This window comes from Polaromonas sp. CG_9.11, from assembly GCF_015752225.1.
Lineage (GTDB): Bacteria > Pseudomonadota > Gammaproteobacteria > Burkholderiales > Burkholderiaceae_C > Polaromonas.
Map to the genome: position 1 here is coordinate 21,821 of NZ_JADOVE010000016.1, position 25,583 is coordinate 47,403.

The window sequence follows — 25,583 nt, forward strand, 5'->3', positions numbered from 1 at the left end:
GTTGTGGTGGTAACACCCTGATGATGCCCAGTCTGGCTGTCAAGTGGCTGTCCAAATATCTAGGGGAAAGTGCTAATGTCCAGCCATGACCTCCCCTCTGAAACTGTTGCTGATTGAAGACGACGCCGCCATGCAGACCGCCTTGCAACGCGCCCTGAGCCGGCGCGGCATGGACGTGTGCGCCTGCACCGACGGACGGCTGGCGCTGGCGCAGTGGACGGCGGCCCAGCCCGATGTGGTGGTGCTCGACCTGAGCCTGCCCGGACTGGACGGCCTGCAGGTGCTGGAGCAGGCGCGCCGTCAGGGGCTGGCCACACCGGTGCTGATCCTGACCGCGCGCGGCACGGTGGGCGACCGCATCATCGGGCTGAATACGGGCGCAGACGACTACCTGCCCAAACCCTTCGATCTGGACGAACTGGAGGCGCGACTGCGTGCCCTGATCCGTCGCCGCCCGGCACACAATACCGAATCAGGCTCTACCGCTTATCTGGCCGGCACACTTCGCTATGAAAAAGAGAGTGGCGCCATCTACCACCAAGGCCTGGTGCTGGAACTCACCCCGCGCGAACTGACCCTGCTGCAAACGCTCATCGTCAAGCCCGGCCATGCGGTATCAAAAGAAAAACTCTTCGAGCTGGTGTTTCCGGGCGAAGCCGAGGTGCAGTACGAAGCCGTCGAAGTGGTGGTCTACCGGCTGCGCAAAAAGCTGGTGGGCACCGGCGTCACGCTAGTCACGCTGCGCGGCCTGGGCTATTTGCTGAAGGTCGATGCGTGAACCGCAATGAAAACGTCGCAGCACGCGAAGCGACAAGCGTGGGGGCAACCTCCCTTCGGCGCTACCTGCTGCTGGGCATTTTGCTGCCGGTAGGCCTGCTGGTCATCGTGAACACCGTGGGGCTGTACAGCCAGGCGTTCAGCGCCATCAACACCGCTTATGACCGCACCCTGCTGGCTTCGGCCAAATCGATTGGCGAGCAGCTCGACGTGACCGGCTACGACGAGCTGTCGGTGTTGCGCGTTGCCGTTCCGTATGCCGCGCTCGAAGCCTTCGAGGCCGACAACCAGAGCCGCCTGTTCTACCGCGTGTCCAGTCTGGACGGCGAAATGGTGTCAGGTTTTGCCGGGCTGCCGTTCTGGCGCGGCCGCATTCCGGCCAAGCCGGCGTATTCGGCACTGGTGGATTTTTACGACGATATGTTTGGCGAGGACGCGGTGCGCGTCGCCGTGCTGCTGCAGCCGGTCGCCAGTTCCGAAGGCCGCAGCATGGCCGTCATCCAGGTGGCCGAAACGCTGGAGCTGCGCACCACCCTGGCACGCAAGATCCTGCTGGACACGCTGTGGCGCCAGGCGCTGTTGCTGGCCGTGATTGCGCTGGTGGTCGTGGTCGTGGTGCAGCGCGCCACGCGGCCGGTGCGTCGGCTCAGCGCCGAACTTCAGGCGCGGCCCGAAGGCGACCTGAGCGTGATCGACGCACGCGATGCGCCGCGCGAACTGCTGCCGCTGGTGGAGGCGACCAACCAGGTGATGGGCCGGCTGCAGCACCTGCTGGAAAACCAGAAGCGCTTCGTCCGCGACACCGCCCACCAGCTGCGCACACCGCTGGCGGTGCTCAAGGTGCAGGTGCAGTCGGCATTGCGCGGCGACCTGGACGCGCACGAGGCGCTGGCCGACATCAGCCACACGGTGGACCGCGCGACGCTGCTGGCCAACCAGATGCTGGCGCTGGCCAAGGTCGAGCAGTTGCGCCAGCAGCCCGACCCGCAAGACATCGACCTGGCCCAGGTGGCCCGGCAGGTGGCGCTGGACGTGTCGCCGCTGATCGCCGAAAAAGACATCGACTTCGGCATCGAAACACAGCCTGGCCGGGTCCGGGCGCATGAATGGATGCTGGGCGAACTGACGCGCAACCTGCTGCACAACGCCATCAAGCACACGCCGGCGGGCGGCACACTGACGGTGCACACCGCCTGCGCGGAAGGCCGCATGATGTTGCGCATCAGCGACAGCGGGCCGGGCATTCCGGACGAACTGGCGGCGCGGCTGTATCAGCCCTTTTCCGCCGGCGACGTTCCCCACGGCTCGGGCCTGGGACTGGCCATCTGCCTGGAGATCGTGCAGGCGCTGGGCGGCAGCATCGCCCTGGAAAATCGGCTTGCGCACGGCAGGGTGATGGGCCTGGACGCCACGGTGCGACTGCCGCTGGTCCAGAATGCGAGTTCAGGAGGAAGATGAATGGATAAATTGCGTATCGACAAATGGCTGTGGGCGGCACGGTTTTACAAGACCCGTTCACTGGCCGTCGAGGAAATCGACAAGGGACGCGTTCGTGTCAATGACCTGGAAGCCAAGCCTTCCCGCGAAGTCAAGGCGGGCGACAGGGTGGCGCTGCGGCAGGGAACGCTCACCCGCACGCTGGTGGTGCGCGGCATCAGCAGCCAGCGCGGGCCGGCACCGGTGGCGCAGCAGCTTTACGAAGAGACCGAAGAAAGTCTGGCGCGCAAGGCCCAGGCCACCGAACACCGGCACCTGACCAGCGACCCGGCCAGCAGCCTGGAACACGGCCGGCCCACCAAGCGCGACCGCCGCAGCCTGGACAAGGCGAATGGCAAGGACTGGGACAGCCGCTGGAGCGCTTCGGTCGAGCGTTAGGAAATTGCTACGTTTTCAATAGCGCTGTGTGCATGTCAGTAGTGCGCAAGCAGCCATTTTGGTTCGAAATCACAGTGCCGGTGCGTCGCTCATGGCCTTCAGGTTGGCCTTGAGCTGCTCGCTCATCGGCAGGTTCAGGTTCACGCCCTTGGGCGGAATCGGCGAGGCGAACCACTTGGTGTACATCTTCTCGAATTCGCCCGACTTCATCAGCCGGTTGATGGTGCCATCGACCAGCTTCTTGAATTCCGGGTCGTCCTTGCGCAGCATGCAGGCATAAGGCTCGACCTGCAGCGAGTCGCCCACCACCTCCAGCGCCGCCGGATTCTTGGAGTTGGCCATCAGGCCGAACAGCAAGATGTCGTCCATCGCAAACGCAAGGGCGCGGTCGTTTTCCACCAGCAGCAGCGAGTCGTCATGGTCCTTGCCGAGGATCAGCTGCATGTCGAGATTCTTGTCGGCGCTGTACTTGCGGATCACCTGCGCGTTGGTGGTGCCGGTGGTGCTGGAAACCGTTTTTTTGGCCAGGTCGGCGTAGTTTTTGATGCCTGAGCTTTTCTTGGTCAGCAAACGCGTGCCGGTGTAGAAATGGTTGATGGCGAACGTTACGTCCTTGGCGCGCGTCGAATTGTTGGTGGTTGAGCCGCATTCGAGGTCATAAGTGCCGTTGACCAGCAATGGAATCCGGTTTTGCGAGGTCACCGGCATGGTGGCCACTTCAAGGTTGGGTTTCTTGAGCTTTTTGCGCACGTCGTCAATGATGGCATCGGTCAGTTCGACCGAGAAACCGACGGACTTGGACGAGCCGATCAGGTAGCTGAACGGCACCGACGCCTCGCGGTAAGACACGGTGATCTTGTTGCTGTCATTGATTTTCTGCAGGGTCTGGGCGCTGGCTGTACTGGCCAGACCGGCGACCAGCAAAACGGCAGTCATGAGGTTCGAGAATTTCATGCTTTTTTCTTTCAATGAAGTAAAGGCGATCGCGTGTCAGGAAAAAATTTTCCACTGCAAACAGCCTCATTGGGTGAGGCTGGATTTTCACCATAAACCCGTCATGCAAGCCTATGGTTTACCCAAGCCTTGCACTGGCCGGAGACCTGGTGCGACTGACGCAGGCTGAACAAGGCGCAGGGTGGGGATTCGGACAGCCCTTGGAGCGCGTCGGCCGACAAATGGCTTGTGCTGCACCCTTTACTGCGCACAGCGCACGTCCCCAAGAGGAGCGCGCCCAGCCATCACGAGTCTTGCCAAGTGTCAACGATGACTTCATGCAATTCATTAGTCCGTTTGCCAGATTGACTGAATGGATTGCAATCACGATCATCTTTGGTGTTCGGCGAGTCATGGCCGGTCGAATAAAAATTGAAATCTCACCAGCGCAACTCCTGATGAAAAAGAGCGCGTCCTGTTCTGCAAGTTGAAATACACCGGCTGCAGCGGACCAACAATTTGCTAAAAATCACCCACAAGCAAAAAAGATGAAACCGAATATTGTTTTTCTTGTGATGTCTGCTGTCAGCAAGCCGGAAACCGTCGATCAGCTTGCAAGGGCCCTGGCGCCGCATACCGTGCTGGTGCACCATGATTTTCACCAGACCCCCGCTTTCCCGCTCAGCGCTTCGAATGTTGTGTTCGTTCCCGATCCCAAGCGCACAGGCTGGGGGCTGTTCAGCTTCGTGGAAGGTGTCTTTCATTCGATGCAGTACGCGCTGGCCAACCTCGATTTTGACTACCTTCAATTGTTGAGCCCCTCATGCCTGCCGATCAAGCCCATTCAAAAGTTTGAAGCGCATATCTCGGGACGTGCCGACGCACATTTCGACTGTGTTGATGTGTTGCGCGACCAGGACGCGCTGATGTCGATCGGCTACAGGGCACTGACGCCGGACATGTCATTTCGCTTTCGGGTTGCCAGGCGGCTTTCAAATGTGTACTTCGGCGCCTCGCTGGGCCGGCGCGAAGAAGCCGGAATCTGGCTGCGCAGCGGGGACCGAAGAAATCCCGCGTCGTGGCTCGCGCTTCAGTTGACGAAGACACTTGGCCAAAAATCAATTGGAAGGCACATTTTCGACGAAAACTTTCGCGCTTATTACGGCACCACCTGGTTCGGTGCACGCCGGCACATCGTTGCTGAAATGGTTGACCGGTTTCAGCGTCCCGAGATAAAGGACTATTTCAGCCGCTTGTGCCTGCCCGAGGAAATCGTGCTGCCCACGCTGCTGATGCATCTGCAATTGAACAAAGGGCCGATGAACCATTGTTTCCAGCACTTTGACCAGTCTCACCCGCGCCTGTTCGAGGAAAAAGACATCGAGCAGCTCAAGACTTCGCCCGCATTCTTTGGGCGCAAGTTTCCCAACGACCCTGCTGCGCCGGTTCGCACCCGGGTGCTTGGCGAGATGGTCGGTAGCTAGGGGCAAGGATGCAAGGCCTGGCCGTGCACCTGCCAACCCTGATGGGCAGTCTGGCTTATAGTGCCATCTGTTTTCCTTACCCACTCTGTGAAGCAGACCCAAACCCCATGAAAACCAAAGCCGCCGTTGCCTGGAAACCAGGCGAACCCTTGACCATCGAAACCGTTGACCTCGAAGGTCCGAAGTTCGGCGAAGTGCTGGTCGAGATCAAGGCCACCGGCATCTGCCACACCGACTACTACACGCTCTCGGGCGCCGACCCGGAAGGCATCTTCCCCGCCATCCTCGGCCACGAAGGCGCGGGCATCGTGGTCGATGTCGGCCCCGGGGTGACATCGCTGCAAAAGGGCGACCATGTCATTCCGCTCTACACGCCCGAATGCCGCCAGTGCAAGTTTTGCCTGTCGCGCAAGACCAACCTGTGCCAGCTGATTCGCGGCACCCAGGGCAAGGGCCTGATGCCCGACGCGACCTCCCGCTTCAGCCTGGACGGCCAGCCGATCTTTCACTACATGGGCACGTCAACCTTCAGCAACTTCACCGTGGCGCCCGAAATCTCGCTGGCCAAGATCCGCAAGGACGCGCCGTTTGACAAGGTCTGCTACATCGGCTGCGGCGTCACCACCGGCATCGGTGCGGTGCTGTTCACCGCCAAGGTCGAGGCCGGCGCGAATGTCGTGGTGTTTGGGCTGGGCGGCATTGGCCTGAACGTGATCCAGGGTGCGAAGATGGTCGGCGCCGACAAGATCATCGGCGTCGATTTGAACCCCGAACGCGAAGCCATGGCCCGCAAGTTCGGCATGACGCATTTCATCAACCCGAAAAATGTCGAAAACGTCGTCGATGCGATTGTTCAGCTGACCGACGGCGGCGCCGACTACAGTTTTGAATGCATCGGCAACACGCAGGTGATGCGCCAGGCGCTCGAATGCACCCACAAGGGCTGGGGCCGCAGCATCATCATCGGCGTGGCCGAAGCCGGCGCGGAAATCAGCACCCGGCCGTTCCAGCTGGTCACCGGCCGCAAATGGGAAGGCTCGGCCTTTGGCGGCGCGCGCGGCCGCACCGACGTGCCGAAAATCGTTGACTGGTACATGGAAGGCAAGATCAACATCGACGACCTGATCACGCACACCATGCCGCTGGAAGACATCAACAAGGGGTTTGACCTGATGAAACGCGGCGAATCGATTCGCGGCGTGGTGTTGTATTAGCCCCCACGCCCCCCCCTGCTGGCAGCCTTTGACTGAACTGAAAAGCGCATGAAAACACAACCAGAATTGCTGGGCGAGCACGGCTGTTTTGGCGGCACGCAGCGTTTTTACCAGCACGAGTCCAACGAAATCGGCCTGCCGATGAAGTTCTCGGTATTCTTGCCGCCGCAGTCCTCAACGGGCCCGGTCCCCGCCTTGATTTATCTGGCGGGCCTGACCTGCAACGAGGAAACCTTCATGACCAAGGCGGGCGCCCAGCGCCTGGCCGCCGAGCTGGGCCTAGCACTGATAGCGCCCGACACCAGCCCGCGCGGCGCCAAGGTGCCGGGCGAGTCCGACAGCTGGGATTTTGGCGTGGGCGCCGGTTTTTACCTTGATGCCACGCAGGCGCCCTGGTCTGAAAATTACCGCATGGAGAGTTACCTTACGGTCGAACTGCTGCCACTGCTGACGGCCAGCCTGTCGCTGGACGCCGAACGCATCGGCATCTTTGGCCATTCGATGGGCGGCCATGGCGCCCTGACGCTGGCGCTCAAGCACCCCGGCCTGTTCAAGTCCGTGTCGGCCTTTGCACCGGTTTGCGCGCCCAGCCAGTGCCCATGGGGCCGCAAGGCGTTCACCGGCTACCTCGGCGCTGACGAATCGGACTGGCTGGCCCACGATGCCAGCGTGCTGATGCAGCAAAAAGCCAGCGCCCCCTACCCCGGCGGCATCCTGATCGACCAGGGACTGGCCGACAAATTTTTGCCAGCCCAGCTCCATCCGCAAGTGTTTGAGGCGGCCTGCACCTTGGCCGGCCAGCCCCTCACGCTGCGGCGTCATGCTGGCTACGACCACGGCTACTACTTCATCGCCACTTTCATGGCCGACCACCTGAGGCACCACGCCGACCAGTTGCAGCCTTAAGTCTTAAGCCCGGCCTAAGCTGGCCGCCTCTACAATGCCGCGCTATGTCGTTGCACTTGCCTACCCCACACGCCGCCCAGCCTGTCCCGCCTCTTTCAAGTTTGAAGGCCGGGCAACGTCCTGCCGGCATGCGGCCGCTTTGGGTCGTCGTGCTCGCCAGCTTCTGGATTGCCACGGTTTGCAACGTGGCGCTGTGGCGCGCGCTGGCCCGGCTGCCCGACCTGAGCGGCGGCCAGGCGGTCACGGTCAGCGTGGGGCTGGCATTGGTGATTGGTCTGGCGACGGCCGGATTGCTCAGCCTGCTGGCCTGGCGCTGGACGCTCAAGCCGGTCATCATGCTGTTTTGCGTATCGGCAGCTTTTGGCGCCTATTTCATGATGGCCTATGGCGTGGTCATCGACAAGGCCATGATGGTCAACACGCTGCAGACCGATATGCGCGAAACGCGCGACCTGCTGAACTGGCGCCTGCTGGCCACCGTGCTGTTGCTGGCGGTGCTGCCCTGCGTACTGCTGTGGCGCCAGCACATCCGGCTGCAAAATCCGACGCGCCAGGCGGTCTTCAACCTGGCCGCCCTGCTGGCAAGTTGCGCCCTGCTGGTCGTGGTGATGGTGCTTTTCTTTCAAAGCATTGCCTCGGTGATGCGCAACCACCCCCAGGTGCGCTACCTGATCAACCCGCTCAATTCCTTCTATGCGCTGGGCTCGGTGGCGGCCAGGCCGTTTCAGCGCGACGAGTCGGCCATCCTGCCGCTGGGCGAAGACGCCACGCTGGGCGCCAGCTACACGGCGCAAACCAAACCGCCCCTGCTGCTGCTGGTGCTGGGCGAAACCGGCCGCAGTGTCAATTTCGCCGTCAACGGCTACGGCCGTCCCACCACGCCCGAACTGTCCAAGGAAAACATCGCCAGCCAGCGCAACGCGTGGTCATGCGGCACCAGCACGGCGGCCTCGGTGCCATGCATGTTTTCCCATTTCGGGCGGGCAACCTATGAATCGCGCCCGGCCAATTACGAGGGCCTGATGGACGTGCTGCAGCATTCCGGCCTGGCCGTGCTCTGGCTCGACAACCAGTCGGGCTGCAAGGGCGTTTGCGACCGCGTTCCCAATGTCGATACCAGCCAGTTGAAAGTTCCCGGCCTGTGCGACGGCGGCGAATGCTTCGACGAAGTCATGCTGCAAGGACTGGACGCGCGCATTGCCGCCCTGCCCGCCGAGCGCCGGGCCAAGGGCGTGGTGGTCGTGATGCACCAGATGGGCAGCCACGGACCGGCCTACTTCAAGCGGTCGCCGGCCGCCTTCAAAAAGTTTCTGCCCGAATGCACCAACAATTCGCTGCAAAGCTGCACATCCGAAGGGCTTGTCAATGCCTACGACAACAGCATTGTGTACACCGACCACGTACTGGGATCCGCCATCCAGTGGCTCAAGGGGCAAACGCCGCGCAATGCGCCCGCCCTGCTCTATCTGGCCGACCATGGCGAGTCCTTGGGGGAAAACAACCTCTATCTCCACGGCATGCCCTACAGCGTGGCACCCGACGTACAAAAGCATGTGCCGTGGATCACCTGGCTTTCACCTGAATTCGAGCAGCGCACACAGATCACCACCACTTGCCTTCGCAAGGAACTCGAGGCACCAATCAGCCATGACAATTATTTTCATTCGGTGCTGGGCCTGATGAACGTGCAAACCAGCGTTTATCAGCCAGGGCTGGACATTTATGCCCACTGCAAGCCCAACGCGACCGCGAGTCGCCCGGCCTCGCTGTAGCCAGCGGACGGACTCAGCACCCCGCCAGGGCGCAATAGGCCTTGCGGGTCTCGGGCGCCACGGCGTTCACGACTTGCTCATAGGATGTTTTCTGCCGGCCCAGCATGCGGGCGGAAGCAACGGTTTTTGACTTGCAGAACCAGTGGCAGGTGTGCTGCAGCAGGAACAGCTCGGCCGATACGGTGAACGCCTTGGCCTTGGGGCTGCGGTTGTCGCCATTTCTTGCCGCCTCGGCAATACCCTGCGCATGAATCGCCAAAGCCTTGCGCAGGTCAAACGTAGCGGCAGGAAAAATCTTGTCGGCATAGGGAATGGCCAGGGGCAGCTTGCTGACCCGGGCCTCGGCTTCATCCACTTTCGAAAACTCGGCGCTGAAGCGATTGAGCTGGTCGCACAGCGAAGCCTCGGTAGTGCCAAGCAGGTTGAAAATCTGTTCGCGGCGCTGGCCATCGGATTCACCCAGCGCCCGCATGTAGCCTTCGGTCAGCGTTTCCATCAGTTTTTCAATCTGGTATTTCCCAAGGTGGCTGCCCAGCAAGGCAATTCGCCCGCGCTGGTATTTTGACTTGAGCATGTGCGCGGCGATGGCGACAAGCATCGCCAGCATAAAAATATCCATGGGTACGGTTTTTTCGGAAAGTTTGAAAAACAGGAAAGCGGAAAAACGAACTCTGCAGTGTAGTCACCCTGCATTTTCGGCCAAGACGGCTGAGCCAAAAGCACAAAGCGGTTGCCCGCGTGAACGGCCTTCGTCCGGCGCATCGCACGCATGAAACACGGCACGGCCTCCTCTTCATCGTGTGCGGCGGCATGGCTTCATTTCATCTTGACGCGGTGGCCAACGCCGGCATGGTGAGCACTGCCTTCGACAATTCCCCTGCCGGCGCGGCCTACGGCATCGACGTGACGCCAGTCACACTTGCAGCCATTCGCGCACCGGGATGAATCCGGTCAAGAATCAAGCCAAAAAAACCAACGACGACCGCATCCACCCCATCGGTTCACGCTACAAACAAAACCTGTCCATGCAGCACCGACGCTGCAGCCGCCACCATTTACCGCCACACCTGCCCATCCGCCCATGACCCCACGCCACCAAAACATTTACGAGCGTTACCACGCCCACGTCTATTTCGGCCCCGAGACGCCAACGCAAGCCCGCGCACTGTGCGAACAGGCCGGCGAGCTTTTCGACATCACCGTGGGCCAAGTGCATGAGCGCGAGGTCGGGCCGCATCCGCACGGGAGTTGCCAGCTTGCATTTGACCGCACCGGGTTCAACCGGCTGATTCCCTGGTTTGAGGAGCACCGCAACGGACTGAATGTGCTGGTGCACGGCCTCACTGGAGACGACCTGGCCGACCACACCACCCATGCGTCGCGGCTGGGCCATGAAGCGGCGTTGAAGCTGGACATGTTCAAGCGCTGACCGCTATATATTAAATAGCATCATAAACCCGTCCAGCGGGCGCAACCGGCACTTTTTACTTGAATTTATCGCGCGTCACGCCGCATCAGGCAACAAAGCGAAATTTCAGGCGGCCAGAATAAAGCGAGGCTCTGGATTCAACGTTTCGGTACAACACGCTGCCCGCGCCCACCGACAGCGCAAACGCTGCCAGCAAGCCCGCCACATTGGCCAGCAAGTGCGCAGGCCAAAAATAGCTGACCACCGCGTTGACCAGCAGGCAGACCGGAAAGTGAATCAGGAAAACCGAATACGATATTTTTCCGAGCCAGGCCAGTTGCCGCTGCGGCCAGCGTGGCACGCCTGTCCCTGAAGCGTAACGCTGCAAGAACACCAGCCCGAACGCCACGGCCAGCGCCACCAGCAGCCGTCCCCTGAAATCCAGCAGCAAGGCGGTGCCGGCCAGCAGGCCGATGAACAGCAGCCACGAAGCCCACCGGTTTGAATTGCCAGCCCAAAAAGCCAGCATGCCCAGACCGTAAGCGCCAAAGAAATACACGCCGGCCATGTCCCAGCGGCTGTCGTTGTTGAACAGGAACAGCGACGCGGCGCAAACGATCACCGTCAACATCAGGCCCGGCGCAACCGGCCAGGCACGCAAGCCCGGCCAGCGCCGCTCCAGCCGCCGCGACAGACTGAACAGCAGCACCGACATCGCAAACAGCTGGAAATCAATCGCCACATACCAGACGCCAGCGGACAGCCCTTCAAATTCCAGCATGTCCTGCAGCAGCAGCCCATGGGCCAGCAACTGGAACAGCGTGGCTTCAGACGGAACCGAAGGATGAACAAACCACGGGCGCACCAGCGCGGCCACCGCCACGCTCGCCGCCACTGCCACCACATAAGGCAGCACCAGCCGCCGGTAGCGGCGCGCCAGCAGTCTGCCCGGCGACGCATAGGTCGCCTGGCCTTGCGGCGCCAGCGACCTGGCCGCCAGAAAGCCGCCCACGACCAGAAACACCTGCACCGCCATGCGGCCATAGTCATACAGCCAGCCCGTCAGGTCAGGCGCAAAGGGATAGACCACATCCGACATCGGCCCGTAAAAAGCCAGGTGATGCCAGATGATGAGCAGACAGGCCAGACCCTTGAGCGCGTCAATGCCGGGCTGGCGCAGGTGAACGGGCCGCCCCATCAGGCCAGCAGACGCTGGCGCGCTGTTTCACTTTTGCACGGTCGCCGGGCAATAAAAACAGCCTTCACGCAGGCTTGACGGTCAGCGCCTGCCGCCGCAGTTCAAACTCCTGCCGCAGTTCGCGGCGGATCTTGGCAGCGGCGTAGCGCCGGACCTGGTCGGGCGTCTGGACTTCAAGCGGCGCGATGGCTTTTGGCTTGCCGTCTTCGCCCACAGCGACCATGGTGAAAAAGCAGCTGTTCGCATGCCGCACGCTCTGGCCCCGGATGTTTTCGGTGACCACCTTGACACCCACTTCCATCGACGTGTTGCCGGTGTAGTTGACCGACGCCAGAAAAGTGACCAGCTCGCCGACGTGAATCGGCTGGCGGAACATGACCTGATCGACCGACAGGGTGACAACGTACTCGCCCGCGTAACGGCTGGCGCAGGCGTACGCCACCTGATCGAGCAATTTGAGGATGGTGCCGCCGTGGACATTGCCGGAAAAGTTGGCCATGTCCGGCGTCATCAGCACGGTCATGCTGAGTTGGTGATTGGGGAGAGGCATGGAGGGGTTTGGAAAATGGAAAGCGCGATGTTACCGCTGGTCGCTGCGCTGCCTAAGCAGGCTAAGGCTGCCGCAGGCGTGGACTGTGCTTAGCCCGTTTTTTTCGAAACCAGAGGAAACATTGAAGGATTTCGAATGGACTCGACGGAAAGATCGGCGTCCAGTTGAGGCCAGTAAAGATGATCGGGCGCGGGCCACTGAACATCCGAGAGTTGCGCGATCGTTGCATTTTTGAACCATGGAAAGTGTTCAAACGGAACGAGCAATTCCTCTGCGTCAAGCAGCAACCAGAAGCCGTGCTTCGACACGTGTGTCACCTCGGCTACCGAAATGATCGTTCCAGGCATCTTTAATCTCCTTGATATGTGTCTCGACAACAGCCTGCGCTTCGCGCAGTTGTCGTGCTGAAAGACCCGTGTAGGTGGCTACCGTGACAACTGGCGTTAACCAGAATTTTGCTTCTCCATCAGGGTGGGCCACGTGGACATGAATGCGCAGTTCTTCACGGGAAAAAAAGAATAAACGGAACTGTCCGTCGCGGACGACTGTAGGGGCCATATTTCTACTTTACCGCAAGCCCTACTTCAAACAAGCTCGCTAACGGATGATTTCAGCGGGCGGCGATGCCATCCACTGCAATATTTTGTTAGTCATGCCCGACCCTTCTATGCGCGCCGTAGTTACGCAGAGCAGATTGAACCTGCGATTCTTCCGTTGTCTCGGATGGATAAAAAGCATAGCTTGGCGCAATAATCCGATGAACAGAAGTAGCACAGACAACGAACACGCTGGGAATTGGAAAGCAATCACCCACCATCGCGTGAAGTGGCCCAGCCCATTTCGAAAACTCAGGCGCAGAAGGCTTCAGGTCAGTTGCGGTGCCGATTATCTTGAATCCCTTCTGAACGAAGATATCAATGAAGCTCAAACACACCTTCGCATTGGCCCCAATGTTCATGGCTGACCCTGGCGAGGCAATGTTTGCCACCACGATGTGCGCGTCATCCGCGACGGCCCAAACCTCTTTGGGTGAAACACTTGTCTCGCCGTGTTCGTCACTGGTAGCCAGCCAACAAAGTACGCTTGCCTCGCCGCTTCGTGAACCTCAGCAGTAAAGAGGGTTGGCATTTTGTTTTTCTTCCAATGTGCCAGACGTAAATTCATCAACTCAATACGACCTAACACCTGCAATCTGAAACCTAATAATTCTAGAATTTTTTCTTTATTTTCAATAACTTATCAAATCGCCATTTATCCGAGAAAAACCTAAAATTCACCGGATTAGCCACACCTGACTCGCTCGTTAAGAAACATCAAAACCCGCCATCAATCGCAACATCAACCCAGCAGCCGCCCCCGCGCCTCCTCATACTCCCGCCTGAGCTGCGCCACAAAATCAGCCGTGCTTTGCACCTTGCTGACCGCGCCAATGCCCTGCCCGCAACCCCAGATGTCTTTCCAGGCTTTGCTCTTGTCGCCGCCGAAGTTCATCTTGCTGGGGTCGCTTTCGGGCAGGTTGTCCGGGTCCATGCCGGCGGCGCGGATGGAGGGGGCTAGGTAGTTGCCGTGTACGCCGGTGAACAGGTTGCTGTAGACGATGTCGTCCGAGTTGCTTTCGACAATCGCCTGCTTGTAGGCGTCTGACGCCCGGGCTTCTTCGGTGGCGATGAAGGCCGAGCCGATGTAGGCAAAGTCCGCTCCAATAGCTTGCGCGGCCAGTACGCCGCCGCCGGTCGAGATCGAGCCGGACAGCGCCACCGGGCCGTCGAACCACTGGCGGATTTCCTGGATCAGGGCAAACGGGCTTTTCACGCCCGCATGGCCGCCCGCGCCGCAGGCCACGGCGATCAGGCCGTCTGCGCCCTTTTCAATCGCCTTGTGGGCATGCTTGTTGTTGATGATGTCGTGCAGCACCACGCCGCCCCAGCCGTGCACGGCCTGGTTCAGGTCTTCGCGCGCGCCCAGCGAGGTGATGATAATGGGCACCTTGAAGCGGGCGCACACCTCCAGGTCGTGCTCCAGCCGGTCGTTGCTTTTGTGGACGATCTGGTTGATGGCATACGGCGCGGCGGGTTGGTCAGGGTTTGCCAGGTTGTAGGCCGCCAGTGTCTCGCTGATTTCGGCCAGCCAGTCTTCGAGCTGCGCGGCCGGACGCGCATTGAGCGCCGGCATGGAGCCGACGACGCCGGCCTTGCACTGCTCGATGACGAGCGTGGGGTTGCTGATGATGAACAGCGGCGAGCCGATGATGGGCAGCGGCAAATGGTTCAGGGCGCCGGGAAGTCTGGACATGGTGGTCTCCGTGGTCGTTGTTTGTTTTTTAAGTAAAAAGTGGATTTTGCGCAAGACTGGCGTGCGCAGTCAGCTATTGATTCAGTAGCAAAACTCAAGCATGCTCAAAACGCGTCGAGGGCCAGCGCATTCACGCTGTCAGCGCCTTCGACGATGCTGTCGCGCAGGCCGGGCACCTTGGTCAGCAGGTGGTCGGCGTAGAAACGCGCGGTGGTGATCTTGGCCTGCATGAACGCCGCATCGACGCCTTGCGCCAACTGCTCTTGCGCCACCAGCAGCGAACGCGCCATTTGCCAGCCCGCGACCACGTTGCCCGCCAGCATCAGGTAAGGCACGCTGCCAGCGAACACCGCATTGGGCTCGCCCCGGGTATTGACGGCGACAAACTCGACCACATCGACAAAGGCTTCTCGCGCGGCGCTCAAGCGCTTGGCCACCGCCAGTGCGTCGTCGCTGCCTTGGGCCCGCAATTCGGATTCAGTGGCTTCGATCTGGGCGGCAATGCCTTTGGCGGTCTGGCCGCCGTCACGGGCGGTTTTACGGCCGACCAAATCATTGGCCTGGATGGCCGTCGTGCCTTCGTAAATCGTCAGGATTTTGGCGTCGCGGTAATACTGCGCGGCGCCGGTTTCCTCGATAAAGCCCATGCCGCCATGCACCTGAATGCCCAGCGAGGTGACTTCCTGGCTCATCTCGGTGCTGTAGCCCTTGACCAGCGGCACCATGAATTCGTAGAACGCCAGGTTCTGCTTGCGCACGTCGGCGTCAAGGTGTTGGTGCGCGGCATCGTAGGCAGCGGCAGCGACGGCGGCCATGGCGCGGCAGCCTTCGGTGTAGGCGCGCATGGTCATCAGCATGCGCTTGACATCGGGGTGGTGAATGATGGCGACGCTGGCCTTGATGGAGCCATCGACCGGGCGGCTTTGCACGCGGTCCTTGGCGAAACTCACGGCCTTTTGGTAGGCCCGCTCGGCCATCGCAATGCCCTGCACGCCAACGGCGTAACGCGCCGCATTCATCATGATGAACATGTATTCGAGGCCTCGATTTTCTTCGCCGACGATGTAACCGACCGCGCCGCCGTGGTCGCCAAACTGCAGCACGGCCGTGGGCGATGCCTTGATGCCCAGCTTGTGCTCGATGCTGACGCAATGCACGTCGTTGCGCGCGCCCACCGAGCCGTCGGCATTGACCATGAATTTCGGCACGACAAACAGACTGATGCCCTTGACGCCTTCCGGTGCGCCACTGGCACGGGCCAGCACCAGATGGACGATGTTCGCGGCCATGTCGTGTTCGCCGTAGGTGATGTAGATCTTGGTGCCGAACACCTTGTAGCTGCCGTCTGCCTGCGGTTCGGCGCGGGTGCGCACGGCGGCCAGGTCCGAGCCGGCCTGCGGCTCGGTCAGGTTCATGGTACCGGTCCACTCGCCGCTGACCAGCTTTTCAAGGTAAACCGCTTTCAGCGCGTCAGAACCAGCCGTCAGCAGCGCTTCGATGGCGCCGTCGGTCAGCATCGGGCACAGCGCAAAGCTCATGTTGGCCGAGTTGACCATTTCGCCGCACACCGCGCCAATGGTTTTGGGCAGGCCCTGGCCGCCAAAATCGGCCGGGTGCTGCAGCCCCTGCCAGCCGCCTTCAGCGTATTGCTTGAAGGCTTCCTTGAAACCGGGGGTGGTGGAGACCACGCCATCTTTCCAGCTCGAAGGGTTTTTGTCGCCCTCCCAGTTCAGCGGCGACAGCACGCCTTCGCTGAACTTGGCGCATTCCTCAAGCACGGCCTGCGCGGTGTCGAACCCGGCGTCTTCAAATCCCGGAATCTGCGCGATCTGGTCAATGTTGGCCAGATGCTGGATGTCAAACAACATGTCTTTAAGGGGTGCTTTGTAGCTCATTTCTTCTCTCCAATAAATCAACAGTTGCCCGGCAGCGCAGGCAGTACAGATAAAAAAAGGGCGTCCTGCAAGACGCCCTTTGGCTTGTCATGGGTTACAGCGCGGTAACCAGTTCCGGCACGGCGTTGAACAGGTCAGCTTCCAAGCCGTAATCAGCGACGCTGAAAATCGGTGCTTCCGCGTCCTTGTTGATCGCCACGATGACCTTGGAGTCCTTCATGCCGGCCAGGTGCTGGATGGCGCCTGAAATGCCGATGGCCACGTACAACTGCGGCGCAACGATCTTGCCGGTCTGGCCGACCTGCCAGTCGTTCGGGGCGTAACCGGCATCGACCGCCGCGCGCGAAGCACCCAGTGCGGCGCCGAGCTTGTCGGCCAGCGGCTCCAGCACTTCATGGAATTTCTCGTTCGAACCAAGTGCCCGGCCGCCGGAGACGATGATCTTGGCGGCGGTCAGTTCAGGCCGGTCGCTCTTGGCGATTTCGGCGCTGACAAAGCTGGACTTGCCGCTGTCGGCCACGCCGCTCGGGGTTTCAACGCTGGCCGAGCCACCGGTGGCGGCGGCGGCGTCAAAGCCGGTGGTGCGCACCGTGATGACTTTGGTCGCGTCCAGGCTCTGCACGATGGCAATGGCGTTGCCGGCGTAGATCGGGCGCTCGAAGGTGTCGGCGGCATCGACCTTGGTGATGTCGGAAATCTGGCCCACATCGAGCAAGGCCGCCACGCGCGGGGCAATGTTCTTGCCCGACGCCGTGGCCGGAAACAGGATGTGCGAATAGGCGCTGGCCATGCCAACCACCTGCGCCGCCATGTTTTCAGCCAGGCCGTGGGCGAAGTGTTCGCCTTCGACGTGGATGACTTTGGAGACGCCGGCTATTTTGGAAGCGGCCTCGGCGGCGGCCTGGGCACCGTTGCCAGCCACCAGCACATGCACGTCGCCGCCGCACTGGCTGGCTGCGGTGACGGTGTTGAGGGTGGCGGGCCGGATGCTGGCGTTGTCGTGTTCTGCAATAACAAGTGCGGTCATGTCATGTTCCTTGAAAGTAATGGATCCCCGCCTTCGCGAGGATGATTTGCGTTTCGCGTTAAATCACTTTGGCTTCGTTCTTGAGCTTGTCCACCAGGGCGGCCACGTCGGCCACCTTGATGCCGGCGCTGCGCTTGGGCGGCTCGCTGACCTTCAGGGTCTTGAGGCGCGGGGCGACATCGACGCCCAGATCGGCGGGCTTGACGTTTTCGAGCGTCTTTTTCTTGGCCTTCATGATGTTCGGCAGCGTGACGTAGCGCGGCTCGTTCAAACGCAGGTCGGTCGTGATGATGACCGGCAAGCTGAGCGAGAGCGTTTCCAGACCGCCGTCAACTTCGCGTGTGACGCTGGCCTTGCCGTCGGCGACTTCGACCTTGGAGGCAAAAGTGGCCTGGCCCCAGCCCAGCAGCGCGGCCAGCATCTGGCCAGTCTGGTTGCAGTCGTCATCGATGGCCTGCTTGCCCAGAATCACCAGTTGCGGCTGCTCCTTGTCGACCAGCGCCTTGAGCAGCTTGGCCACGGCCAGCGGCTGCAGTTCTTCGGCGGTTTCGACCAGGATGGCGCGGTCGGCGCCGATGGCCATGGCGGTGCGCAGGGTTTCCTGGCACTGCAGCACGCCGCAGGACACGGCGATGACTTCCGTGGCCACGCCCTTTTCCTTGAGCCGCACGGCTTCTTCGATGGCGATCTCGTCAAACGGGTTCATGCTCATCTTGACGTTGGCGATGTCGACGCCGCTGCCGTCGCTTTTGACACGGACCTTGACGTTGTAATCGACGACGCGTTTGACGGGGACCAGGATTTTCATGACGGGGCTCCAAAAATTATTGATTGACGTTGACGTTGACGTAAACGTAAGCTCTGCATTCTATGCCGCGGCACCCCGGGTGCCATGCGGCCGTTTTGCGAAATAAAAGCGTATCTTGCCGCAAATACAAAAAAGAACGATCGTTCTATTTAATTATAGAGGGCATGCTGCCCCAAATTAAAGCACTTCCTGCAACAGCTGTCATTCGGACTCCGGCAGGGCTTTACCGAAGCCGGCGGCCGGCGTCGATGACTCATGGCCGGACTCTAGGGCCGGGCCTGCATGGATGTGAATCACCCGCTGCGGATAGGGAATCTCGATGTGGTGCGCGCGCAGTGATTTCAGGATGGCGAGGTTGACTTTTGAGCGCACGTTTTGCATCCCATTTTCAGGATCGCAAATCCAGTAGTTCAGCGTGAACTCCAGGCCGTCGGCGCCAAAATTGGTCAGGTTGACCCCCGCCGCCGGCTCCGGCAGCACGCGCTCCTGCGCCAGCGCCGCCTCGGTCAGAAGGCGTATCACCAGTTCCTCGTCGCTGTCATAGCCAACCGACACCACGGTGGACTGCAGCACCCGCGTATCGCTCAACGACAGGTTTTCGATGCGGTTGATGATGAACATCTCGTTCGGCACGATGGATTCGCGTCCGGACGGCGCGCGCACCACGGTGTAGCGGGCATTGATGTCGGTGATGCGGCCTTCGAAGTTGTCGACGCGAATGTTGTCGCCGATGCGCACGCTGCGTTCGGCCAGCATGACAAAGCCGCTCACATAGTTCGAGGCGAGCTTTTGCAGGCCAAAACCCACGCCAACCCCGATGGCGCCGCCCAGCACCGACAGCGCCGTGAGGTCGATGCCGACGGACGACAGCGCCAGCAGCAGGCCGACGAACATCAGCGCCGCGCGGGTGGCATTGCTCACCGCCTTGCGCAGCGACAGCTCGCCGCCGGTGGCCGAGCGCAGCAGCCGGCTTTCAATCGCCGAGGAGATCCACAGGGTGATCAAAAGCACGACGCCGGCCGTCAGCGCGCCCTGCAGCAGGGCGCGCACCGACAGCAGCGACCCGCCGACCTTCCATTTGATGTTGTCCAGTTCGTCCAGGATGATGGGCAGCAGGCCGCTGACCCAGAGCACCATCAGCGCCCAGGCCAGCCAGGAAAAGGTACGCTCCAGCGCGCGCACCACCGGCGCGTTCTTGAAAGCGACCTGCAGCACCTTGACGCTCAGGCGTATGACCGCCAGCGCCAGCAGCACCGGAATGGCCAGCCTGAACAGCGCCAGCGGAAACAGCCGCGCCAGCAGCATCTGCGCGACATACGCCAGCACCAGCAGCAGCAGCGGAAACAACACGCCATCGACGATGCGCCGGCCAAACAGGATCGACGCGTCGTGCGCCACATGCCGCGTGCGGCTCAGCAAGCGCACGGCCAGCCAGGCGAGCAGCACGCAGGCCATCAGCGATGCCAGTTCAATCAATGCGTTGGTCTGGGTCATGGCGCGCAGCCAGGCGTCCAGGCTGTCCAGAGGCGCGGGCGCGGCAGAGACCGCCACAGGAGGAGCCTCAGCCAGGCTCACGGCGCCGGCACCGGCACCAGCACCGGCCACTGCGGTTTTCGTTTCTCGATGAAGGCCTGCACACCCTCCTGCGCGACGGGATGCATCATGTTGCAGGCCATGGTCTGCCCGGCCAGCTGGTAGGCCGCCTCAATACCGGTTTCACGCTGCTGGTAAAACAGCGCCTTGCCCAGGGCGACGGCTTCGCGCGGCTTGGACAGGATGGCCTGCACCATTTTTTCAACCTCGTCGTCGAGCGCCTCCAGCGGCACGACGCGGTTCACCAGCCCCCGGACGCGCGCCTCGTCGGCGCTGATGAAGTCGCCGGTCAGCAGCATTTCCATGGCCTGTTTGGCCGGCATGTTGCGCACCAGCGGCACGCTGGGCGTGGCGCAGAACAGCCCCACGTCAATGCCGTTGACGCCGAAGCTGGCCTGGCTGGCGGCCACGGCCAGGTCGCTTTGCGCCACCAGCTGGCAACCGGCGGCCGTCGCCAGGCCCTGCACCCGGGCAATCACCGGCACCGGCAGCTTCTGGATGCAGAGCATCATGCGGCTGCACTGCGCAAACAGCTTCTGGTAATAGGCCAGTTCGGGCCGGACGCGCATTTCCTTGAGGTTGTGACCAGCGCAAAAGGCCTTGCCCTGCGCTGACAGCACCACGATGCGGGCCGATTCGTCCAGCGCAATGGCGTCGAGCGCCGACTGCAGCGCGGACAGCATGTCCTCGCCCAGCACATTGAAGGTTGCCGGCCGGTTCAAGACCAGGCGGTGAACGCCGTGCTCGTCCCGGGTGTGCAGCAGCGGCGACGAGACGTCGGCCAGGGAAATAACGCTCATGAACAAATTCCTATAAATCAGCCAGCACGCGGAGATGCGCCTCGACGCTGCGGCCCAGTGCGCCGTGGCTGTAGCCGCCCTCCAGAGACGACACAATGCGGCCCCTGGCATGGCGGTCGGCAACCTGCTTGATACGTGCAGTGATCCAGGCGAAATCCTGTTCATTCAGGTTCATCTGACCGAGTTCGTCGTCGCGGTGGGCGTCAAAACCGGCACTGATGAAGATCATTTCGGGCTTGAAGTCTTCCAGCCGGGGAATCCACATCATGTCGATCAGTTCGCGAACGTCCATGCCCCGGGTATGCGCCGGCACGGGCAGGTTGAGCATGTTCGGCGCCTCGCTGTCGGCGCCGCTGAACGGAAACAGCGGGTGCTGAAAAAAGCTCACCATCAGGATGCGCTCATCGCCCTGGATGATGTCTGCGGTGCCGTTGCCGTGGTGCACGTCGAAATCCACAATGGCGACGCGCTTCAGGCCGTGGCGTTCCAGCGCGTACTTGGCGGCAATGGCGATGTTGTTGAAAAAGCAGAATCCCATGGCTTTGCTGCGCTCGGCATGGTGGCCCGGCGGCCGCACCGCGCAAAAGGCATTGGCCATTTCTCCGGCGATGACGCTGTCGGTGGCCGCAATGGCCGCGCCCGCCGCGCGCAGGGCGGCACGCCATGTGTGGACATTCATCATGGTGTCGGGGTCGATCTGCACATGGCTCGGGCCACCGGCCACGATGTCGTCGGCGAGCTGTTCGCCCAGGCCGCGAATGGCCGCCACCAGCATGCGGTCGTGCGCCAGTTCGATGTCGCCAATGGCGGCGAGCGGCGCTTCCCGGCGCGCCAGCAAATCGGCCAGCCCGCACGCCAACAGTTGGCGCTCGATGGCATCGAGCCGCTCGGGACATTCGGGATGGCCTGGCCCCATTTCATGCTTCCAGCAATCCATATGGGTGAAATAGCCGGTTTTGTTCATGATGAGTAAATCATGTTAAAAATTACGTTATGGTTCGAAGCATGCATGCAAAAGAAAAACTTCAGGCGCTCCTGAATCAGCTTAACACGGTGATTGTGGGCAAAACCGCCCAGGTCAGCGACTGCGTGGCCTGCCTGCTGGCGGGCGGCCACTTGTTGATTGAAGACGTTCCAGGCGTCGGCAAAACCACCCTGGCGCATGCGCTGTCGCGCTCTTTCGGGTTGCAGTTTTCACGCGTGCAGTTCACCGCCGACCTGATGCCCAGCGACCTGTCGGGGGTGTCGATCTACGAGCGGCAAAAGGAAAGCTTCGTGTTCCACCCCGGGCCGATGTTTGCCCAGGTGCTGCTGGCCGACGAGATCAACCGCGCCAGCCCCAAGACGCAGAGCGCGCTGCTGGAGGCCATGGAAGAAAAGCAGGTGACCATCGAAGGCCAGACACGCCCCCTGCCATTGCCGTTTTTCGTCATTGCCACGCAAAACCCGCATGACCAGCTCGGCACCTACGCCCTGCCCGAGTCGCAGCTCGACCGTTTTCACATGCGGATTTCGCTGGGTTACCCTGACCGCGCCGCCGAACGTGAACTGCTCAAGGGTACTGACCGGCGCCAGATGCTCGACACCCTGCCGGCCATGCTGGCGCCGCACGAGTTGCTGGAACTGCAGCAGCGGGTCCAGCAGGTGCATGCCGCCGAGCCACTGCTCAACTACCTGCAGGACCTGATCGCCGCGACCCGGTCGGGCCGCTGGTTTGTGCAGGGGCTGAGCCCGCGCGCCGGCATTGCCATCATGCGGGCGGCCAAGGCGCAGGCCTTCTTGAGCGGCCGGGATTACGTCGCGCCGGACGACATTGCCGCCATCCTGCCGCAGACCGCCGCGCACCGGCTGGTGCCGGTGAGCAGTGCCGGGCGGGGCGCGATCGAGCAGGTGCGCGCCATGCTCGACGCCGTGCCGCTGCCCTGAGCCGCAGTCCTTCTGTTCTCATGGCCGCATTCGCTGTTCTTTCCAAGCCATTGTCGTTTGCAAGGACACGCCTTCGACATTGGTTCGAAGCCCGTCTGCCGCTGGCCGACAGCGTCACGCTGACCCAGCGGACCGTCTACATCCTGCCGACGCGCCCCGGCCTGATGCTGTTCCTGACGCTGTTGGTGCTGCTGGTCGCCTCGATCAACTACCAGCTCAACCTGGGCTACCTGCTGACCTTCCTGCTGGCCGGAACCGCGCTGGTCGGCATGCATGTGTGCCACGGCACGCTGCGCGGTCTTGCCATGAATTTGATAGCACCAAACGACCACTACGCGGGCGCGAACACTGCTTTTGACATCAAACTCACGAATGCGCGACGCTCCGTGCGCCACGGCATCGGCCTGAGCTTGCTGGACCCGCAGGCGGTTGACGGCCAGCCAGGCGCCGGGCGGCATTGGGCCTGGACCGACGTGCCGGCGCAAGGCAGCAGCCTGGTGCAGGTGGCCTTCACGCCGCAGCGGCGCGGCCTGCACCGCCTGCCGACGCTGACGGCCGAAACGCGTTTTCCGCTGGGCACCTTCCGGGTCTGGACGGTCTGGCGACCCGCCGCGCAGGTCATGGTGTACCCCGCGCCCGAGGCCAGCCCGCCGCCGCTGCCGCTTGGCGAGCCGCGCGCCCAGGGCGCGGGCGATGCAGCGCGTGCGCAGAGCAGCGGCGAATTCGACGGCGTGCGCGGCTACCGGCGCGGCGATCCGCTGAAAAACGTGCTCTGGAAAAAAGCCGCCAAGGCCGGCGACCACGGCGGTGAAAGTGCCGGGCTGGTGGTGCGCGACACCCAGCAGGCCCAGCGCCACGAGCTCTGGCTCGACATCCGGCAGGCCGGTCCGCCGGACCTGGAACGCCAGCTGTCGCGGCTCTGCGCCTGGGTGCTGCAGGCCGACCGTCTTGGCCTGCGCTACGGCCTGAGATTGAGCGCTGGCGACATCGCTCCGGCCAGCGGCGAAGCCCACAAGCGCCATTGCCTGGAAGCGCTGGCCACATGCTGACACCCGGGCTGGCCACGCTGCGAAGCTTGCCGCGCGACGGCCGCGACACGCTGTTCCTGCTCGCGGTCATCGGCTGGGTGCTGTTGCCGCAGGCAGGCCGGCTGCCGCTGTGGTGCAGCCTGGGCGCAGGCGTGGTCCTGCTGTGGCGCGGCTGGCTGGCGCTTGATGGCCGCGCCCTGCCCGCCAAGCGCTGGCTGCTGGTGCTGCTGGTACTGACGCTGGCCGCGACCTATGCCAGCCATGGCACGCTGCTGGGCCGCGACGCCGGCGTGACGCTGCTGGTGGTGCTGATCACGCTCAAGACGCTGGAATTGCGCGCCCGGCGCGACGCCTTCGTGGTCTTTTTTCTTGGCTTTTTCTGCATGCTGAGCAACTTTTTTTATTCGCAGTCGCTGCTGACCGCCGTCAGCATGGTGATTGGCCTGCTGGGCCTGCTGACGGCGCTGGTCAATGCCCACATGCCGGTCGGCAAGCCGCCGCTGGCGCAGGCCGCCAGGACCGCCGGCACCCTGGCCCTGCTCGGCGCGCCCCTCATGCTGGTGCTGTTCGTGCTGTTTCCGCGCATGGCGCCGCTGTGGGGCGTGCCCAGCGATGCCATGACCGGGCGCAGCGGCCTGAGCGCCAGCATGGAAGTCGGCAGCATCGCCACGCTGGCGATGGACAACAGCGTGGCCATGCGCATCAAGTTCGAGGGCGAGACGCCGCCGCAGCGCGAGCTCTACCTCCGGGGGCCGGTGCTGTCCAGCTTTGACGGCCGGCAGTGGCTGCCCTTGCGCGCCAGCCTGCCAGCACGCTACGCCCTGCCCGCCGACCTGCAGGTTTCCGGCCAGCCCGTGCCGTATGAAGTCACGCTGCAGCCGACCAACCAGCCCTGGCTGTTCCTGCTCGAAGCGGCGGCGCAAAGCCCGGTACTGCCCGGCTACCGCGCGGTGATGCAGGACGACCTGCAGTGGCTGGCCAACCGGCCCATCACCGACCTGGTCCGCTACCAGGCCGTCAGTTACCCGCACTTCAGCCATGGGCCGGCGCAGCAGGTGCTGGGCCTGCAGGAGTTCGTCGATTTGCCGCCGGGTTTCAACCCGCGCACGCTGGCGCTGGCCAGCGAACTTCGGCGCGATCCGCGCTATGCCCAGGCCGACGCCGCTGGTTTGGTGCAAGTGGCGATGGACCGGCTGCGCCTGGGGGGCTACAGCTACACGCTGGAGCCGGGCGCCTATGGCCGGAACACCGCCGACGAGTTCTGGTTTGACCGCAAGGAAGGCTTTTGCGAGCACATTGCGTCGAGTTTTGTCATCCTGATGCGCGCGCTCGACATACCGGCGCGCATCGTCACCGGCTACCAGGGCGGCGAGATGAACGCCGTGGACGGCTTCTGGGTGGTGCGGCAAAGCGACGCCCATGCCTGGGTCGAGGTCTGGCAGGCGGGACGCGGCTGGATGCGCGTCGACCCGACCTCGGCCGTGGCGCCCGGACGCACCGGCGCCTTCCAGCGGCTGGCTCCGCCCCGGGGCGCCGTCGCGCAGGCTTTCGGCAATTTGAGCCCGAACCTGTCGGGCCGCGTGCGCGCCACCTGGGAAGCCGTCAACAACGGCTGGTCCCAGTGGGTGCTCAACTACACCCAGGGCCGGCAGCTGAACCTGCTGAAAGACATCGGCTTCGAATCCCCCGGCTGGGAAGACCTGGCCACGCTGCTGATCGGCGCCGTGGTGCTGGCCAGCGTGGCCGGCGGCGGCTGGGCCTGGTGGGAGCGCAGCCAGCACGATCCGTGGCTGCGGCTGCTGGAGCAGGCGCGCAAGCGGCTCGCCCGGACCGGCATCGACAGCACGCCCGCCACGTCGCCGCGCCAGCTGGCCCGGCAGGTGCTGCAAAAATACGGCCCCCAGGGGCAACCGCTGCATGACTGGCTGATGCAACTGGAAATGCAGCGCTATGCCGGCACCGCCCCTTCACCCGGCGCGACCACGACCACCACCGCGACAACGCCAGTCCGGGTCCAGCCGACGCATCGCCAGCTGGGACACCTCCGGCAGCAATACAGCCGCCTGCGCTGGCCTGCTTAAAATCCGCCTCTAGCCT

The 25,583-nt window shown here is 62.4% G+C and carries 26 protein-coding genes; 12 read left to right on the forward strand and 14 right to left on the reverse strand.

Annotation, left to right across the window (positions count from 1 at the left end; translation table 11 throughout):
- Positions 1-85: 85 nt before the first annotated feature.
- From IWX85_RS13705 to IWX85_RS13715, 3 genes are read left to right on the forward strand one after another with little or no spacing between them, the layout of a single operon-like run.
- Positions 86-778: a response regulator transcription factor gene (locus tag IWX85_RS13705; RefSeq protein WP_196870106.1), complete on the forward strand. Its 693-nt coding sequence runs from the start codon at positions 86-88 to the stop codon at positions 776-778.
- Positions 775-2,235, forward strand: coding sequence for a sensor histidine kinase (locus tag IWX85_RS13710; protein WP_370584289.1), 1,461 nt, complete (start codon positions 775-777; stop codon positions 2,233-2,235). Before IWX85_RS13705 ends, IWX85_RS13710 begins: the two co-directional genes overlap by 4 nt.
- Positions 2,236-2,652: an RNA-binding S4 domain-containing protein gene (locus IWX85_RS13715; protein WP_036809951.1), complete on the forward strand. Its 417-nt coding sequence runs from the start codon at positions 2,236-2,238 to the stop codon at positions 2,650-2,652.
- A gap of 69 nt (positions 2,653-2,721) precedes the next feature.
- Here the strand turns inward: IWX85_RS13715 and IWX85_RS13720 are convergent, their stop codons facing one another.
- Positions 2,722-3,606, reverse strand: coding sequence for a transporter substrate-binding domain-containing protein (locus IWX85_RS13720; protein WP_036813486.1), 885 nt, complete (start codon positions 3,604-3,606; stop codon positions 2,722-2,724).
- A 527-nt stretch (positions 3,607-4,133) separates the two neighbouring features.
- Here IWX85_RS13720 and IWX85_RS13725 point away from each other — a divergent pair.
- The 4 genes from IWX85_RS13725 to IWX85_RS13740 all read left to right on the forward strand — a co-directional run bounded on the left by IWX85_RS13725 (position 4,134) and on the right by IWX85_RS13740 (position 8,961).
- On the forward strand, positions 4,134-5,069 hold the full coding sequence (locus IWX85_RS13725) for a hypothetical protein (protein ID WP_196870107.1): 936 nt from the start codon (positions 4,134-4,136) through the stop codon (positions 5,067-5,069).
- 107 nt (positions 5,070-5,176) lie between these two features.
- Entirely contained in the window at positions 5,177-6,283 is a 1,107-nt protein-coding gene (locus tag IWX85_RS13730; RefSeq protein ID WP_196870108.1) for an S-(hydroxymethyl)glutathione dehydrogenase/class III alcohol dehydrogenase, read from the forward strand.
- Between the two features lie 48 nt (positions 6,284-6,331).
- A complete protein-coding gene (fghA, locus tag IWX85_RS13735; RefSeq protein WP_196870109.1) occupies positions 6,332-7,189 on the forward strand; it encodes an S-formylglutathione hydrolase in 858 nt (285 codons plus the stop codon).
- 128 nt (positions 7,190-7,317) lie between these two features.
- The gene (locus tag IWX85_RS13740) at positions 7,318-8,961 is read left to right on the forward strand and encodes a phosphoethanolamine transferase (protein ID WP_231379772.1); all 1,644 of its coding nucleotides are present in this window, start codon (positions 7,318-7,320) and stop codon (positions 8,959-8,961) included.
- Positions 8,962-8,974: 13 nt separating this feature from the next.
- On the opposite strand, the gene IWX85_RS13745 is transcribed toward IWX85_RS13740, so the two are convergent.
- Positions 8,975-9,580: a hypothetical protein gene (locus tag IWX85_RS13745; RefSeq protein WP_036809935.1), complete on the reverse strand. Its 606-nt coding sequence runs from the start codon at positions 9,578-9,580 to the stop codon at positions 8,975-8,977.
- 119 nt (positions 9,581-9,699) lie between these two features.
- On the opposite strand from IWX85_RS13745, the gene IWX85_RS13750 reads away from it, so the two are divergent.
- Positions 9,700-9,906 (forward strand): hypothetical protein, encoded by a 207-nt coding sequence (locus IWX85_RS13750; protein ID WP_036809932.1) that lies wholly within the window; start codon positions 9,700-9,702, stop codon positions 9,904-9,906.
- A gap of 136 nt (positions 9,907-10,042) precedes the next feature.
- A complete protein-coding gene (locus IWX85_RS13755) occupies positions 10,043-10,390 on the forward strand; it encodes a DOPA 4,5-dioxygenase family protein (RefSeq protein WP_196870111.1) in 348 nt (115 codons plus the stop codon).
- Positions 10,391-10,475: 85 nt separating this feature from the next.
- On the opposite strand, the gene IWX85_RS13760 is transcribed toward IWX85_RS13755, so the two are convergent.
- The 12 genes from IWX85_RS13760 to IWX85_RS13815 form a co-directional block, all read right to left on the reverse strand.
- On the reverse strand, positions 10,476-11,567 hold the full coding sequence (locus IWX85_RS13760) for an acyltransferase (RefSeq protein ID WP_196870112.1): 1,092 nt from the start codon (positions 11,565-11,567) through the stop codon (positions 10,476-10,478).
- 64 nt (positions 11,568-11,631) lie between these two features.
- Positions 11,632-12,117 carry an acyl-CoA thioesterase gene (locus IWX85_RS13765; protein WP_036809926.1) on the reverse strand — a complete coding sequence of 162 codons (486 nt, stop codon included), beginning with the start codon at positions 12,115-12,117 and terminating at the stop codon, positions 11,632-11,634.
- Between the two features lie 89 nt (positions 12,118-12,206).
- On the reverse strand, positions 12,207-12,464 hold the full coding sequence (locus tag IWX85_RS13770) for a DUF2442 domain-containing protein (protein ID WP_196870113.1): 258 nt from the start codon (positions 12,462-12,464) through the stop codon (positions 12,207-12,209).
- On the reverse strand, positions 12,394-12,675 hold the full coding sequence (locus tag IWX85_RS13775) for a DUF4160 domain-containing protein (RefSeq protein WP_081932653.1): 282 nt from the start codon (positions 12,673-12,675) through the stop codon (positions 12,394-12,396). Before IWX85_RS13775 ends, IWX85_RS13770 begins: the two co-directional genes overlap by 71 nt.
- Positions 12,676-12,763: 88 nt before the next feature.
- A complete protein-coding gene (locus tag IWX85_RS13780; RefSeq protein WP_196870159.1) occupies positions 12,764-13,186 on the reverse strand; it encodes a pyridoxamine 5'-phosphate oxidase family protein in 423 nt (140 codons plus the stop codon).
- Between the two features lie 269 nt (positions 13,187-13,455).
- The gene (locus IWX85_RS13785) at positions 13,456-14,409 is read right to left on the reverse strand and encodes a nitronate monooxygenase family protein (protein WP_196870114.1); all 954 of its coding nucleotides are present in this window, start codon (positions 14,407-14,409) and stop codon (positions 13,456-13,458) included.
- Between the two features lie 104 nt (positions 14,410-14,513).
- Positions 14,514-16,304: an acyl-CoA dehydrogenase gene (locus IWX85_RS13790; RefSeq protein ID WP_196870115.1), complete on the reverse strand. Its 1,791-nt coding sequence runs from the start codon at positions 16,302-16,304 to the stop codon at positions 14,514-14,516.
- Positions 16,305-16,398: 94 nt separating this feature from the next.
- Positions 16,399-17,331 (reverse strand): electron transfer flavoprotein subunit alpha/FixB family protein, encoded by a 933-nt coding sequence (locus IWX85_RS13795; RefSeq protein WP_036809914.1) that lies wholly within the window; start codon positions 17,329-17,331, stop codon positions 16,399-16,401.
- A gap of 58 nt (positions 17,332-17,389) precedes the next feature.
- Positions 17,390-18,139, reverse strand: coding sequence for an electron transfer flavoprotein subunit beta/FixA family protein (locus IWX85_RS13800; RefSeq protein ID WP_036809911.1), 750 nt, complete (start codon positions 18,137-18,139; stop codon positions 17,390-17,392).
- Positions 18,140-18,340: 201 nt separating this feature from the next.
- The gene (locus tag IWX85_RS13805; RefSeq protein ID WP_196870160.1) at positions 18,341-19,633 is read right to left on the reverse strand and encodes a mechanosensitive ion channel family protein; all 1,293 of its coding nucleotides are present in this window, start codon (positions 19,631-19,633) and stop codon (positions 18,341-18,343) included.
- 77 nt (positions 19,634-19,710) lie between these two features.
- Positions 19,711-20,532, reverse strand: coding sequence for an enoyl-CoA hydratase (locus IWX85_RS13810; RefSeq protein ID WP_196870116.1), 822 nt, complete (start codon positions 20,530-20,532; stop codon positions 19,711-19,713).
- A 10-nt stretch (positions 20,533-20,542) separates the two neighbouring features.
- On the reverse strand, positions 20,543-21,496 hold the full coding sequence (locus tag IWX85_RS13815; RefSeq protein WP_036809905.1) for a histone deacetylase family protein: 954 nt from the start codon (positions 21,494-21,496) through the stop codon (positions 20,543-20,545).
- A gap of 41 nt (positions 21,497-21,537) precedes the next feature.
- On the opposite strand from IWX85_RS13815, the gene IWX85_RS13820 reads away from it, so the two are divergent.
- Genes IWX85_RS13820 through IWX85_RS13830 form a run of 3 tightly spaced genes read left to right on the forward strand, consistent with a single transcriptional unit; the run spans position 21,538 to position 25,567 of the window.
- Positions 21,538-22,458 carry a MoxR family ATPase gene (locus tag IWX85_RS13820; protein ID WP_036809902.1) on the forward strand — a complete coding sequence of 307 codons (921 nt, stop codon included), beginning with the start codon at positions 21,538-21,540 and terminating at the stop codon, positions 22,456-22,458.
- Between the two features lie 20 nt (positions 22,459-22,478).
- On the forward strand, positions 22,479-23,507 hold the full coding sequence (locus IWX85_RS13825) for a DUF58 domain-containing protein (protein ID WP_196870117.1): 1,029 nt from the start codon (positions 22,479-22,481) through the stop codon (positions 23,505-23,507).
- Complete coding sequence (locus tag IWX85_RS13830) at positions 23,501-25,567, forward strand: DUF3488 and transglutaminase-like domain-containing protein (RefSeq protein WP_196870118.1); 2,067 nt, start codon at positions 23,501-23,503, stop codon at positions 25,565-25,567. The genes IWX85_RS13825 and IWX85_RS13830 overlap by 7 nt, the downstream gene beginning before the upstream one ends.
- The last annotated feature ends 16 nt before the right edge of the window (positions 25,568-25,583 follow it).